General features: G+C 71.7%; 13 protein-coding genes. 7 read left to right on the top strand and 6 right to left on the bottom strand.

What is annotated here, in order from left to right; all coding sequences use genetic code 11:
- Positions 1-41: 41 nt before the first annotated feature.
- Both SB754_RS05050 and SB754_RS05045 read left to right on the top strand, forming a co-directional pair.
- A complete protein-coding gene (locus SB754_RS05050; protein ID WP_410781259.1) occupies positions 42-263 on the top strand; it encodes a DUF3107 domain-containing protein in 222 nt (73 codons plus the stop codon).
- A 10-nt stretch (positions 264-273) separates the two neighbouring features.
- Positions 274-576, top strand: coding sequence for a hypothetical protein (locus SB754_RS05045; protein WP_410781258.1), 303 nt, complete (start codon positions 274-276; stop codon positions 574-576).
- Positions 577-594: 18 nt separating this feature from the next.
- On the opposite strand, the gene SB754_RS05040 is transcribed toward SB754_RS05045, so the two are convergent.
- On the bottom strand, positions 595-1,311 hold the full coding sequence (locus SB754_RS05040; RefSeq protein ID WP_410781257.1) for a ferritin-like fold-containing protein: 717 nt from the start codon (positions 1,309-1,311) through the stop codon (positions 595-597).
- A 124-nt stretch (positions 1,312-1,435) separates the two neighbouring features.
- On the opposite strand from SB754_RS05040, the gene SB754_RS05035 reads away from it, so the two are divergent.
- The gene (locus SB754_RS05035; RefSeq protein ID WP_410781256.1) at positions 1,436-2,929 is read left to right on the top strand and encodes a DEAD/DEAH box helicase; all 1,494 of its coding nucleotides are present in this window, start codon (positions 1,436-1,438) and stop codon (positions 2,927-2,929) included.
- Between the two features lie 17 nt (positions 2,930-2,946).
- Here SB754_RS05035 and SB754_RS05030 read toward each other — a convergent pair whose 3' ends face one another.
- Complete coding sequence (locus SB754_RS05030; protein WP_410781255.1) at positions 2,947-4,074, bottom strand: coiled-coil domain-containing protein; 1,128 nt, start codon at positions 4,072-4,074, stop codon at positions 2,947-2,949.
- 52 nt (positions 4,075-4,126) lie between these two features.
- Entirely contained in the window at positions 4,127-4,999 is an 873-nt protein-coding gene (locus SB754_RS05025) for a PHP domain-containing protein (RefSeq protein WP_410781254.1), read from the bottom strand.
- A 33-nt stretch (positions 5,000-5,032) separates the two neighbouring features.
- Here SB754_RS05025 and SB754_RS05020 point away from each other — a divergent pair, with 33 nt between their 5' ends.
- Positions 5,033-6,538 (top strand): aminopeptidase P family protein, encoded by a 1,506-nt coding sequence (locus SB754_RS05020; RefSeq protein WP_410781253.1) that lies wholly within the window; start codon positions 5,033-5,035, stop codon positions 6,536-6,538.
- A gap of 37 nt (positions 6,539-6,575) precedes the next feature.
- On the opposite strand, the gene SB754_RS05015 is transcribed toward SB754_RS05020, so the two are convergent.
- The gene (locus tag SB754_RS05015; protein WP_410781252.1) at positions 6,576-7,187 is read right to left on the bottom strand and encodes a general stress protein; all 612 of its coding nucleotides are present in this window, start codon (positions 7,185-7,187) and stop codon (positions 6,576-6,578) included.
- A gap of 77 nt (positions 7,188-7,264) precedes the next feature.
- Here SB754_RS05015 and SB754_RS05010 point away from each other — a divergent pair, with 77 nt between their 5' ends.
- From SB754_RS05010 to SB754_RS05000, 3 genes are read left to right on the top strand one after another with little or no spacing between them, the layout of a single operon-like run.
- A complete protein-coding gene (locus SB754_RS05010; RefSeq protein ID WP_410781251.1) occupies positions 7,265-8,587 on the top strand; it encodes a magnesium transporter MgtE N-terminal domain-containing protein in 1,323 nt (440 codons plus the stop codon).
- Positions 8,574-9,095: a DUF1003 domain-containing protein gene (locus tag SB754_RS05005; RefSeq protein ID WP_410781250.1), complete on the top strand. Its 522-nt coding sequence runs from the start codon at positions 8,574-8,576 to the stop codon at positions 9,093-9,095. The genes SB754_RS05010 and SB754_RS05005 overlap by 14 nt, the downstream gene beginning before the upstream one ends.
- Entirely contained in the window at positions 9,088-10,254 is a 1,167-nt protein-coding gene (locus SB754_RS05000; RefSeq protein ID WP_410781249.1) for an Mrp/NBP35 family ATP-binding protein, read from the top strand. The genes SB754_RS05005 and SB754_RS05000 overlap by 8 nt, the downstream gene beginning before the upstream one ends.
- A 62-nt stretch (positions 10,255-10,316) precedes the next feature.
- Here the strand turns inward: SB754_RS05000 and SB754_RS04995 are convergent, their stop codons facing one another.
- Together SB754_RS04995 and SB754_RS04990 are read right to left on the bottom strand one after the other, a co-directional pair.
- Positions 10,317-11,852, bottom strand: coding sequence for a pyridoxal phosphate-dependent decarboxylase family protein (locus SB754_RS04995; protein ID WP_410781248.1), 1,536 nt, complete (start codon positions 11,850-11,852; stop codon positions 10,317-10,319).
- Positions 11,839-13,203, bottom strand: coding sequence for an MFS transporter (locus SB754_RS04990; RefSeq protein ID WP_410781247.1), 1,365 nt, complete (start codon positions 13,201-13,203; stop codon positions 11,839-11,841). The genes SB754_RS04995 and SB754_RS04990 overlap by 14 nt, the downstream gene beginning before the upstream one ends.
- Positions 13,204-13,220: the final 17 nt, after the last annotated feature.

The following is a 13,220-nucleotide window of genomic DNA, read 5'->3' as shown; positions in this document are numbered from 1 at the left end:
CTGAACTCACACCCGCCGGTCAGACTCGAAAGGCACCAAACGTGGAGATCCGCATCGGAATCGTCAACGCCCCTCGCGAACTCAGCTTCGAGTCGTCGCTCTCGGCGGAGGAGCTCACCGGGCAGGTGGAGACCGCGCTCACGAACGGCGGCGTCCTGAAGCTCACCGACGACAAGGGCCGCCTCTACGTGGTCCCGACCGCGGGCATCGGCTACGTCGAGCTCGGCACCGAGGAATCGCGCCGCATCGGCTTCGTCGGCTAGCCTCCCTCTCGTGGAACTGCTCTTCGTCGTCCTCGGTGGCGCCATCATCGGCCTCGCCGGTCGCTACTTCCTGCCCAACCGGCACACCCACGGCTCCGCGCTCGTCCCGGCCATCGGCGTCGTGTCGGCCTCCGTCCTCTGGGTCGTCCTCACCTGGGCGGGCCTGAAGTGGAACGGCGGCTGGATCTGGTGGATCACGCTGCTCGGCACCGCGCTCGTGGTGGCGGTCGCCGACCTCCTCATCGGCCGCCTCCGCGCGGCCGGCGACGACCGCCTGCTGCACCAGCTCGCGAAGGGCGCCATCGCGCGCTGACGCGCACGCCCGCGGCGGCTAGGCCGTGAGGCCCAGGGCGTCCATCCGCCGCGTGTGCGCGGCGATCAGCTCGGTGAAGATCGGCTCGATCCGCTCCTCGTCGGTCGCGCGGTTGCCCGACAGGTGCAGAGCGGAGCGAGCGACCAGGAGGGTGTCGCCGACCAGACGGCGACCCCACATGGCGAGGCGCGAACCGAGCAGCGGGTCCGCCCCGATCTCGGCGCGGAGCACCTCCAGCACGCCCTCCTGACCCGACTCGGAGCCGAGCAGGTGCGCGATCCGGGGGCCCACATCTCCGGGGAGTCCGCCGGCGAGCCGGATGAAGAAGTCGTCGAGCAGGCCCCCAGTGACCAGCGCCGAGAGCAGCGTCTCGCGCCAGTCGGCACCGACGAGCAGCGCGCTGAAGCCCTCGATCTCTGCGGCGAACGGCTGCATCGCCGCTGCCGGGTCGTCCCCGCGGCGGCGCAGCTCGGCGACGATGCCCTGGTGCTTCGACAGGGCGTGGCCGGCGGCAGCCGAGATCGGCTCCTTCGCCCGCAGGTCCTCCGCCTCTGCGGCGACCCGCGACAGCGTCTCGAACTGCTCCAGCTGCAGGTACGCGGCCTGGCCCAGGTAGGGCACGAGATCCGGCATCGCCTCGTGCAGATCCACCCGGACGGTGGCGACAGGACGAGCCCGCGGAGTGAGGCGCGGGAGCTCGACGGCCGGCCGTCGGCGGATGAACCAAGTTGACACGCTCAGCAGTGTATCGGGACCGTCCAGTAGGCTTGTCACGCCGTCGGCGCAGGATCGACGGCCCTACGCCTGCGACAGAGAACAGGGCGTGGACACTCCCATCGAATCGACAGGCATCTCACCAGTGACTTTCTCAGAACTCAACATCGACCAGGACATGGTGGACCAGCTCGCCGCCAAGGGCATCATCGAGCCGTTCCCCATCCAGACCCAGACCATCCCGCTGGCCCTCACCGGGCAGGACATCATCGGTCAGGCCAAGACCGGAACCGGCAAGACACTCGGCTTCGGCCTCCCCCTGATCCAGCGCCTCGGCCCGAACCCGGAGCCGGGCGTCAAGGCGCTCGTCGTCGTGCCGACCCGCGAGCTCGCGATCCAGGTCTACGAAGACCTCGAGACCGCCGCCGCCGGCCGGCCCACCTCCATCGCCAGCATCTACGGCGGCAAGGCCTACGAGGGCCAGATCGCCCAGCTCAAGGGCGGCGCGCAGATCGTCGTCGGCACCCCCGGCCGTCTGCTCGACCTCGCCGGGCAGCGCCTCCTCAACCTGGGCAACGTGCAGGAGATGGTGCTCGACGAGGCCGACAAGATGCTCGACCTCGGCTTCCTCGCCGACATCGAGAAGCTGTTCGCCCAGACGCCCGCCACCCGGCACACCATGCTGTTCTCGGCGACCATGCCCGGCCCGATCGTCGCGCTCGCCCGCCGCTTCATGACCCGCCCTGTGCACATCCGCGCCACCGACCCCGACGAGGGCCAGATCCAGGCGAACATCAAGCACCTGATCTACCGGGCCCACTCGCTCGACAAGGACGAGGTGATCGCGCGCATCCTGCAGGCCGAGGGCCGCGGGAAGACCGTGATCTTCACCCGCACCAAGCGCGCCGCAGCCAAGCTGGTCGAAGAGCTGAACGACCGCGGCTTCAACGCGGCGGCCGTGCACGGCGACCTCAACCAGGAGCAGCGCGAGCGCGCGATGGCGGCGTTCAAGGCCGGCAAGAAGGACATTCTGATCGCCACCGACGTCGCTGCCCGCGGCATCGACGTCGACGACGTCACCCACGTGATCAACCACACCATCCCGGACGACGAGAAGACCTACCTGCACCGCGCCGGCCGCACCGGCCGCGCAGGCAAGACCGGTATCGCGGTCACCTTCGTCGACTGGGAGGACCTGCACAAGTGGGCCCTCATCAACCGGGCGCTGGAGTTCGGCCAGCCGGAGCCGACGGAGACCTACTCGTCGTCGCCGCACCTCTTCAGCGACCTCGACATCCCCGCGGGCGTCCGCGGGCGACTGAAGTCGACCCCGGCCGTGAAGTCGCCGGAGACCGCGCGCGGAAACCGCACGGACGCCAGCGGACCGGACGCCTCGGAGCGCTCCGGCAGCCGCCGTCGCCGCACGCGCGGCGGGTCGGGTCAGGGTGGACAGGGCAGCGACGAGTCGACGGCGAGCAGCACGACCTCAGCACCCGCCACGACCTCCGAGAGCGGAGATCACGCGACCGCGACCGGAGCGCACGATGGTGGAGGCTCGCAGCACCGCGACGGGAACAGCGCACCGCGCCGCCGCCGTCGCCGCTCGCGCGGCGGCTCGGCAGCTACGCCCGCCAGCTGACCGCCGGCCGACTGACCTCAGTACCAGTTCGGGTCGTGGCTCATCTCGAAGTTCCACGCCGCGCACGGTGAGCCGTAGGACCGGTTGATGTAGTCCAGTCCCCAGTTCACCTGCGTGTTCTGGTTCGTCATCCAGTCGGGGCCCGCGCTCGACATCTTGCTCGCCGGCCACGCCTGCGGGATGCCGTAGGCGCCGCTCGACGTGTTGTAGGCGTCCGCACGCCAGCCGGACTCGTGGTTCCACAGCTTGATCAGGCACGGCATCTGGTCGCTCCCCCAGCCGTAGGCCGCCAGCCGGCTCGCGGCGTATGCCTGCGCACCGGCCGGGTCCACGACCATGCCGGGCGGTGGAGCGACGCCGTCGGACCCTCCGCCGGGGTTGGCGGCAGCAGCAGCCGCCGCGGCCGCCGCCTGGCCCTCCGCGTACTTCTGCTCGACGGACGCCTCCGTGTTCTTGAGGGCGGCGAGCTGCGCATACAGCGTGTCGGCGTGCTTCTTCTGGTCGGCGAGCTGCGCATCCGCCGCCTGCTTGGCCGCGGTGGCGACGTCGAGCGCCTTCTTCGCCGCCGTCGCCAGCTGGTCGCGGATGCTGCGCGCGTCGGCCGCCTGCGCGCTCAGCGACGTGGCGAGGTTCTTCTGGGCGCTGGCCTGCGCGAACAGCGCGCTGGAGCGGTCGGCCAGTTTGGACACGGCGCCCAGCTGGTAGAGGAGCGAGTCTGAACTGGAGGCGTTCGGGCTGAGGAACAGCCGCAGCGACACGGACGATGTGCCGGCACGCGTGAGCTGTTCGGCGAGCTTCCCGCTCTGCGCCTTCAGCTCGTCGGCCTTCGCGGAGGCGTCCTGCGCCCGCTGGGCGAGATCCTGGGCTTTGGCCGTCGCTGTCTGCAGAGCGGCCTCCGCCGTGCCGTACTCGCCCAGGCGCTTCACCGCGAGATCGCCTGCCGCGTTCGCCGCGCTCTGCAGGCTCTGCAGCAGCCCGTTGATCCGGTCGACCTCGGCTTGGGCCGCGGTCGCGTTGTTCTTGGCCGCCTGCACGTCGTCCCACGACGGGTAGGAGTCCGCACTGGCCGGGGCTGCGCCTCCCGCGATGACCAGGGCCGCCGTCAGGGCGGCAGCGACCGCCGAACCTCGCCAGAACCGTCTCACCCGTGCACCTCGCTTCCCGATCCCCCGCCGGGTCCAGGCTATGCGCTGGACGTCACGGAGCGTAGAAAGGCGCCGCGCCTGTCGCTTCTTCGATCATCGCGTCGAGGACGGCGGGATCGGTCGTGTTCTCCCCCAGCCGGTTCGGCTTGCCCGCGCCGTGGTAGTCGCTGGAGCCGGTGATCCGCAGGCCGTACCGGGTCGCGAGCTCACGCAGCCGGGCCACTCCGTCCGCGGTGTTCTCGCGGTGATCGAGTTCGAGGCCGAAGAGTCCGGCGTCGACCAGGCGGCGCAGCCGGTCCTCCGGGATCACGCGACTGCGGCCTCCCGTCGCCGGATGCGCGAGCACGGGCAGTCCGCCCGCGCCGCGGATGAGCCGGACTCCGGTCAGCGGCTCCGGCGCGTAGTGCGGCTGGAAGTAGCCGCTCCGCCAGTGCAGGATGCCGGCGAACGCGGCGCTCCGGTCGGAGGCCAGCCCGCGGGCGACGAGCGCGTCGGCGATGTGCGGGCGGCCGACCGTCGCACCCTCCGTCGCCTGGGCGAGGACATCGTCCCAGGTGATGTCGTAGTCCGCCGAGATGCGCCGGACCATGTCCTCCGCACGCCGCATGCGACCCTCGCGGATGCGCTGCGTCTCGGCGACCAGCGGCGCGTTCGCCGGGTCGAAGAGGTAGCCGAGCATGTGCACGCTGGCGAACTCGATGCGGGTGGACAGCTCCATGCCCGGGATGACCGTGATTCCGGAGCGCACCGATTCGGCGGCGGCGTCGGCCCAGCCCGCCGTGGAGTCGTGGTCGGTCAGGGCCACCGTCCCGAGCCCGGCGACGGCCGCAGCGCGCACCAGCTCGGTCGGGGTCTCCGTGCCGTCCGAGACGCTCGAGTGCGTGTGCAGATCGACGGGACCGCGGAACCGTCGTCCATCAGCCATGCTCAACATCCTAGGAGTGGAAGAATGGTCGGCATGTCGCAGTCCACGCCAGCACAGACCGATCAGGCGCCGCGCGCCACGCAGAACCGCTCCACGACGCCGGGGTCGGATGCGTTCCGGGAGTACATCGGGAGCGGGTGGGCGGAGCGCCCGGAGGTGATCCCGGAGCCGCGCCGCCAGGCGGAGTACGCGGCTGCCCGCCGTGCGCGCGTGTCGGAGCTCTTCCCGGGCAAGCGGCTGATCATCCCGGCCGGGCGGCTGAAGCAGCGCTCCAACGACACGGACTACCCGTTCCGCGCGCACTCCGCCTTCGCGCATCTCACCGGGTGGGGGTCCGACTCGGAGCCGGGCAGCGTCCTCGTGCTCGAGCCGACCGCCGCTGGGCACGACGCGACCCTCTACTTCCGGGAGCGCGCAGGGCGCGACTCCGACGAGTTCTACGCCAACCCCGAGATCGGCGAGTTCTGGATCGGGCCGCGCCCGTCGCTCGCGCAGGTGGCCGGCGACCTCGGCCTCCCCACGCGCGGCATCGCCGAGGTGCGGGCGGTGCTGGATGCGGTGGACGGCGACACGGTCGTGCTCCGCGACGCGGACCCGGCGATCACCGACGAGGTGGATGCCGCCCGCATGCTGCTCTGGGACGACACCGACGGCGACCGCGACCCGGAGGACCACGGCGAGGACGACACGCTCGCCCGCGACCTGTCCGAGCTCCGCCTGGTCAAGGACGACTTCGAGATCGGCGAGCTGCGCGCGGCCGTCGCCGCCACGGCGCGCGGGTTCGACGACGTGATCTCGGACCTCCCGCGGATCACCGCCCATCCCCGCGGCGAGCGGCTGGTGGAGGGCGTCTTCAACGGGCGCGCACGGGCCGACGGCAACACGGTCGGCTACGACACCATCGCCGCGAGCGGGCCGCACGCCTGCATCCTCCACTGGACGCGCAACGACGGTCCGGTCGTCCCCGGCGACCTCATCCTCCTGGATGCCGGCGTCGAGCTCGACAGCTATTACACCGCCGACATCACTCGCACACTTCCGGTCGACGGGAGCTTCAGCGAGACGCAGCGGATGATCTACGAGGCGGTGCTGGAGGCAGCGGACGCGGCGTTCGCGATCGTCCGCCCCGGCGTCCGGTTCCGCGAGATCCACGCCACGGCGATGGCCGTCATCGCTCGGCGCACCGCCGAGTGGGGGCTGTTGCCGGTGGGCGCGGAGGAGGCCCTGGAGGCCGACAACCAGCAGCACCGGCGCTACATGGTGCACGGGACGAGCCACCACCTCGGCCTCGACGTGCACGACTGCGCTCAGGCGCGCCGCGAGCTCTACCTCGACGGCGTGCTGGAGCCGGGCATGGTGTTCACGATCGAGCCGGGTCTGTACTTCCAGCCGGACGACCTCACGGTGCCGGAGCGCTTCCGCGGCATCGGCGTGCGGATCGAGGACAACATCCTCGTCACCGCTGACGGCGGCGAGAACCTCTCGGCGGCCATCCCGCGCACCCCCGACGACGTCGAGACCTGGATCCGCCGCTCCTAACCCACCTCCCATCTCGTGAGGTGGGAGGCGGAGGGGGTTACGCGGGAGGCGCGGGCGGGCGCTCGTCGCCGGCCGGCGGCGCGGGCGGCGGGTCGGACGGGTGCTGCGGCTGCGCGGGCGGCGTCCAGCCGGAGGCCGAGGAGGCCGACGACGGCTGCTCCGCTCCCCCGCTCTGCAGGAGGTTGCGGGCGCGGTTCCCGAGATCGGAGTCGACGAGCACGGAGTAGCTGGTGGCGATCACCTGCTGCACCGACGTGAAGTCGCGACGGCGGCGATTGACGGCGTACGAGACGATGCCCCACAGCATCCCGAACCCGGCGCCGAGCAGCAGCGCGGCGAACACGAACGCGAGGCTGACCGTCGGCGAGAAGATGATGAGCAGCAGGCCGAAGAAGAGTCCCAGCCAGGCTCCGGAGGCCGCCCCCGCGAGCGCGACACGGCCCCAGGTGAGCTTGCCGGTGACCCGCTCGACGCTCTTCAGGTCGCTTCCGACGATCGAGACCTTGTCGACCGGGAAGTCGGCGCGGGCCAGCACATCCACCGCCTGCTGCGCCTCCGGATAGCTCTCGAAGGTGGCCACGACCTCGCCGCGCGGCAGCGTCGGGAAGAGGATGCGGTTGCGCCCGTTCAAGGGGCCAGGTGTGCTCATCCCCCCATTGTTCCATCCGCGCCTGTCCGCGGCCCAGCGACCAGCCTCCATTCACCCGCGAGGACTAAGTTATGAGGGTGAGTGCCGCCAGAGTGTTCGTCGCCCGACTCGCCGGGACGACCGTGTTCGACCCCGTGGGAGACCGGGTCGGCAAGGTCCGCGATGTGCTCGTGGTGTACCGCAAGAACGATCCGCCGCGGGTCGTCGGGCTCATCGTCGAGATTCCCGGCAAGCGTCGCGTGTTCCTTTCGATCGGCCGCGTCACCAGCATCGGCAGCGGGCAGATCATCACCAACGGCATCATCAACGTCCGCCGCTTCGAGCAGCGCGGCGGTGAGGTCCGCGTCATCGCGGAGCTGCTGGGTCGCCGTGTCGTGTTCGCGGACGGCAGCGGCGAGGCCACGATCGAGGACGTCGCGATCGAGGAGACGGAGACGGGCGACTGGGCGGTCAGCCAGCTCTTCGTCCGCAAGCCCAAGACCGGCGCCTCCCCGTTCGGCAAGGGCGCGACCACGTTCGTCACCTGGAACGAGGTGCGGGAGAAGCAGAACCGCGGGGAGGCGCAGTCGGCCGAGCAACTGATCGCCACCTACTCGGAGCTGAAGCCCGCCGATCTCGCCAACACCCTCCTCGACCTCCCGCAGCAGCGCATGCTCGAGGTCGCAGAAGAGCTGCCCGACGACCGCCTGGCCGATGTGCTGGAGGAGATGCCGGAGAGCGAGCAGGTGCAGATCCTCGCCCAGCTCGACGACGACCGCGCCGCCGATGTGCTCGACCAGATGCAGCCGGACGACGCCGCCGACCTGATCGCACAGCTCTCCGACGAGCGCGGCGAGCACCTGCTCGAGCTGATGGAGCCGGAGGAGGCGGATGACGTCCGCATGCTCCTCAGCTACAACCCCGACACCGCCGGTGGACTGATGACGACCGAGCCGATCATCGTCTCGGCCGACGCGACGGTCGCGGAGGGCCTCGCCCTGATCCGCCGCCACGAGCTCGCGCCCGCCCTCGGCGCCGCGGTCTGCGTGACCCTGCCGCCGTACGAGCCGCCGACCGGTCGCTTCCTCGGCGTCGTGCACTTCCAGCGGATGCTGCGCTACCCGCCGCACGTCCGCCTCGGCACCCTGCTCGACCCGGGCCTGGAGCCCGTCACCGCCGACACGTCGGCGGCCGAGGTGTCGCGCATCCTCGCCTCGTACAACCTCGTCTCGCTCCCTGTGGTCGACGACAAGCACCGACTCGTCGGGGTGGTGACCATCGACGACATCCTCGACTACCTGCTCCCCGACGACTGGCGAAGTCAAGACGAGGACGAGCCCGTGAAACGCACGGTCCCGTCCGACACCACCGGCAGCATCCGCATCGTGAACGGAAGGAGGGGCGGAAGTGGCGCGAGGTAGGCAGGACGCGGGGCTCGACGCCCCCAAAGGACTCCGCACCCCGGTACTGCGACGCAGTCCGGTGGAGTCGAGGGACCGCTTCGGGCGGTTCACCGAATGGATCGCGCGGGCGATGGGCACGCCGTGGTTCGTGCTCGGCCTGACGGTGTTCGTCGTCGCCTGGATGGCGTGGAACACGCTCGCACCGAACTCCTGGCGCTTCGACTCGGCCGCGCTCGGCTTCATCGCGCTGACGCTGGTGCTGTCGCTGCAGGCGTCGTACGCCGCGCCGCTCATCCTGCTCGCGCAGAACCGGCAGGATGACCGCGACCGGGTGCAGATCGAGCAGGACAGGCAGCGCGCCGAGCGCAACCTCGCCGACACCGAGTACCTGGCCCGAGAGGTCGTCGCGCTGCGGCTGGCCGTGAAGGACATGGCCACGAAGGACTTCATCCGCGCCGAGCTGCGTTCACTGCTCGAGGATCTCGAGAGGAGCGACGCGGGCGAGGGCGAGCAGGCGCGTGCCTGAGCGCGGAGCGGACGGCACTGCCGACCTCGCGGGCGCGGTGCGGAGCGCCCTCGCCGCGGTGCTCGACCCGGAGATCCGCAAGCCGATCACCGAGCTCGACATGGTCGGCGACGTCGCGGTGGATGCGGACGGCCGCGCGACCGTCGGCATCAAGCTGACCATCGTCGGCTGCCCCGCGGCCTACGCCATCGAGCGGGACGTGCGCGCTGCGACATCCGCCGTTCCTGGCGTGACGGCCGCCGCTGTGGACGTCAGCGTCATGACACCGGCCGAGCGCCGGGCGCTGACCGAGAAGCTCCGCGCCGGGCGACCGGCCCACGGCCAGCAGTTCGGGCCCGATTCCCTGACCCGGGTCTACGCCGTGACCAGCGGGAAGGGCGGCGTCGGCAAGTCGACAGTCACGGCCAACCTCGCGGTCGCGCTGGCGGAGCGCGGTCTCCGGGTCGGCATCGTGGATGCGGACGTGCACGGCTTCTCGATCCCCGGCATCCTGGGCCTCACTGACGAGAACGGCGTCGCCCCGCGGCCGACGCGGGTCGACGACATGATCCTGCCGCCGGTCGCCTACGGCGTGAAGGTGGTGTCGATCGGGATGTTCGTCGACTCCGCCTCCGCGGCGGTGGCGTGGCGGGGGCCGATGCTGCACCGCACCATCCAGCAGTTCCTCTCGGACGTGTTCTTCGGCGACCTGGATGTGCTGCTGCTCGACCTGCCGCCCGGCACCGGCGACGTCGCGATCTCGGTCGGGCAGCTCCTGCCCGGCGCGGAGGTGCTGGTCGTCACCACGCCCCAGCCGGCCGCCGCCGACGTGGCGGAGCGCAGCGGCGTCGTCGCCCGGCAGACCGGCCAGCGCGTGATCGGCGTCATCGAGAACATGGCCGGGCTCGTGCAGCCGGACGGCACCGTGCTGGACCTGTTCGGCTCCGGTGGCGGCGCGGAGGTCGCCCGGAGGCTGTCGGCCGGGCAGGACGAGGAGGTTCCGCTGCTCGCCAGCGTGCCGCTCAGCATCCCGCTTCGCGCCGGCGGCGACACGGGGGCGCCGATCGTGGTGACCGACCCCGCCGATCCGGCCGCGGTGGCGATCCGTGCGGTGGCGGAGCGGCTGGCGACGCGCAGCCGCGGCCTGGCCGGCCGCAAGCTCGGCCTCTCCGTCCGCTGACCTCCGGCCACTACCCCGCCGAGTAGCGACATAAAGTCACCATTCGGCCCGAATTACAGCATCTACTCACCAGTCGGCGCCGCGAAGCGGGGGGCAGAGTCGGGACGGACGGGAGGTTCCACGGCTCGGGCCAGGAGTTCGGTGAGGAGGCGCTCCGTGAGGGGGAGCGGGAGCGCCTCCACGAGGGCGAGGAGGGGCGCCTGGTCGTCGGGAAGGCCGGGAGTCGAGCCGCCGGCGAGGCCGATCGCAGCGAGGATGTGCGCGGCGGTCGCGGAGTCGAGCGTCGCGCCGGAGGTGAGGCCCGCGACCAGCTCGCTGGGCAGTGACGCCAGCACGGCATTCCCGTCGACCGGGGGCACCCCCCTCGCTTCGTCCGCGGCGCCGCGCAGGGCGGCCTCCAACTCGTCGATCCGCGCCTCGGTGACCGGCGTGATCGTGAGGTGCGTCGTGCGCGGCAGCCGGGTGCCGTCCGTCTGCTCCAGCCCGGGCTGCAGCTGCAGCACCCAGCCCCGGCGGCGGACGCGGTCCGCCCAGTAGTGCGGGTCGACGCGGCGGTCGGCCGGCACGGCGTCGTCCGCGGCGACCGCGAGGAGCGGACCGGTCGGCTCGCCCACCACGCGCAATCCCTCGATGTCGCCCAGGATGTCCTGGAGGCCGCGCGTCGCGCGCCGGCACGATTCGGCGAGCTCCGCGAACCCTGTCGTCCCCAGCGCCTGCACGATCGCCCACGACGCGGCGAGCGCCCCGGCCGACTTCGACCCGAGCAGCGTGGAGTTCACCACCGGGTAGCCGGGCCATCCGGTGGTCGCGAAGTACTGCCGGCGCTGCCGGTCCCGGTCGCGCTGCAGGAGCACGCTGGAGCCCTTCGGCGCGTACCCGTACTTGTGCAGGTCCGCGGAGAGGCTGGTGACGCCCGGAACGCGGAAGTCCCAGCCGGGCAGCGGCGCTCCGTCTGCGTCGGTCCAGAAGGGCAGGATCCAGCCGCCGATGCAGCCGTCGACGTGACAGGCCACTCCCGCCTGCGCGCACGCGGCCGCCACCTCCCCGACCGGGTCGAGCGTGGCGTACGGGTACGACGGCGCCGAGACGACGACCAGCGCGACGTCCGCGCCGATCCGCGAGATCAGGGCGGAGGCGTCGACCCGGCCGGTCGTCGCATCCACCGGCACCAGGTCGAGAGCGAGGTCGAACAGCGCCGCCGCCTTCTGGAACGCCGCATGCACGGTCACCGGCGCGAGCAACCGGGGAGTGCCCGAACCGCCTGCCGCGCGCCACACGTCGCGGGCGGTCTTGACCGCGAGCAGACACGACTCGGTCCCGCCCGAGGTGACCGAGCCGACGACCTCGTCGTCGCCGTGCAGCAGGTCCCGGGCGAATCCGACCAGCTCCCGCTCCATCACGGCCACCGAGGTGAACGTCGTCGGGTCGAGCCCGTTCACGGGCTGCACCAGGCGCATGGCCTGCGCCGCCAGCTCGTCGAGCTCCGGCCTCCCCGAATCGTAGACGTAGCTGAGCACCCGGCCGCCGTGGGTCGGCGCGTCGGCGGACCGCAGCTCCTCCAACCGCCCCAGGATCGCGCCACTGTCAAACGACGTCATCGATGTCTTCCTTCCGGAGCCGGTAGCGCGCCAGCGGGAACAGGCTGGCGGCGATGATGAGGGCGGGTACGACGCTGAAGCTCAGGGCGATCCCCGCGACGGCGCTGCTCGGCTGGGAGGCGTCCCCGGCGGCCGCGCTGCGCGAGACGTAGCCGCTGACGGCGAGCACGATGCTGAGCACGGTGGCGCCAAGCGCCATCCCGGTCGTCTCCCCCGCGGTCCACATGCCGCCGAACGTGCCGGCACGACCTGCGCCATTGCGGCGGGCGTCGTGCGAGATCACGTCCGGCAGCATCGCCATCGGGAGGGACTGCATGCCCGCGTAGGCCGCTCCGGCGACCGCGACGGGAGCGTAGACCCACGCCCCCGGCGCCCACAGCAGCCCGACCATGGAGAGCGCTGCCAGCCCGAACAGGATGCTGGCCGCGGCGAAGCCCCGCTCCTTGCCGATCCGCCGGGCGATCACTCCCCAGAGCGGGGCGACGACGAGCGCTGGCGCGATCAGCGCGATGAAGAGGAACGTCACCGCATCCTCCGAGTGGAGCACCCAGGTGGCCACGTAGTTCGCACCGGCCAGCATCAGCCCGGTGGCCAGCCCCTGCAGCAGGAAGGCGAGCAGCAGCGCGCGGAACGGCTGGCTCTCGCGCAGCACGCGCACTCCGGCGGCGTAGTTGGAACGGACGGTCGCGATCATGCTCTGCCGCGCAGGAGGGTCGCCCGGGAGGCCGCGGGGCGCGACGAACGCGGACACCACCATCCCGACGCCGATCACCACGCCGGCGACCAACGCCATCAGCGCATACCCGGCGAACGAGTTGCCACCGCCCAGTGAGCGGAGGGCCGGTCCACCGGCGCCGAACAGCAGGATGGCCGCGGTGAGCACCACCACCCGCCAGGTGAGCAGCCGCGTGCGCTGGTCGTAGCCGGAGGCCAGCTCGGCCGGGAGCGCGATGTACGGGACCTGGAACAGGCTGAACGCCGTGGCGGTGAGCACGAAGGCGACGAAGACCCAGACGGCGGCCGCACCCGGTGCCGTCCCCGGCGGCACGGCGAAGGTGAGCAGGAAGAACACCGGGAGCGCGATCGCCCCGAGCAGCATCATCGGCCGTCGGGAGCCGCGCGCTGCCAGCATCCGGTCGCTGCGGGCGCCGATCACGGGGTCGATGATGACGTCCCAGACCTTCGCGACGGTGACGACGATGCCCGCGACGATCGCCGCGACGCCGAGCGAGTCGGTCAGGTAGTAGACGAGGACCAGGCCGGGGAGAGTCGAGAAGCCGCCCGTACCCAGCGAGCCGATGGCGTACCGCGCGACGGTCGCCCGGGTCAGCGACTGCTCCGTAGCGATCATGTCGTGAGCGTAGCGTC

Source organism: Leifsonia sp. SIMBA_070 (assembly GCF_046534635.1).
Classification (GTDB): domain Bacteria; phylum Actinomycetota; class Actinomycetes; order Actinomycetales; family Microbacteriaceae; genus Leifsonia.
Note: the sequence above shows the minus strand (reverse complement) of the source record. Positions and strands in the feature narration are given on the sequence as shown.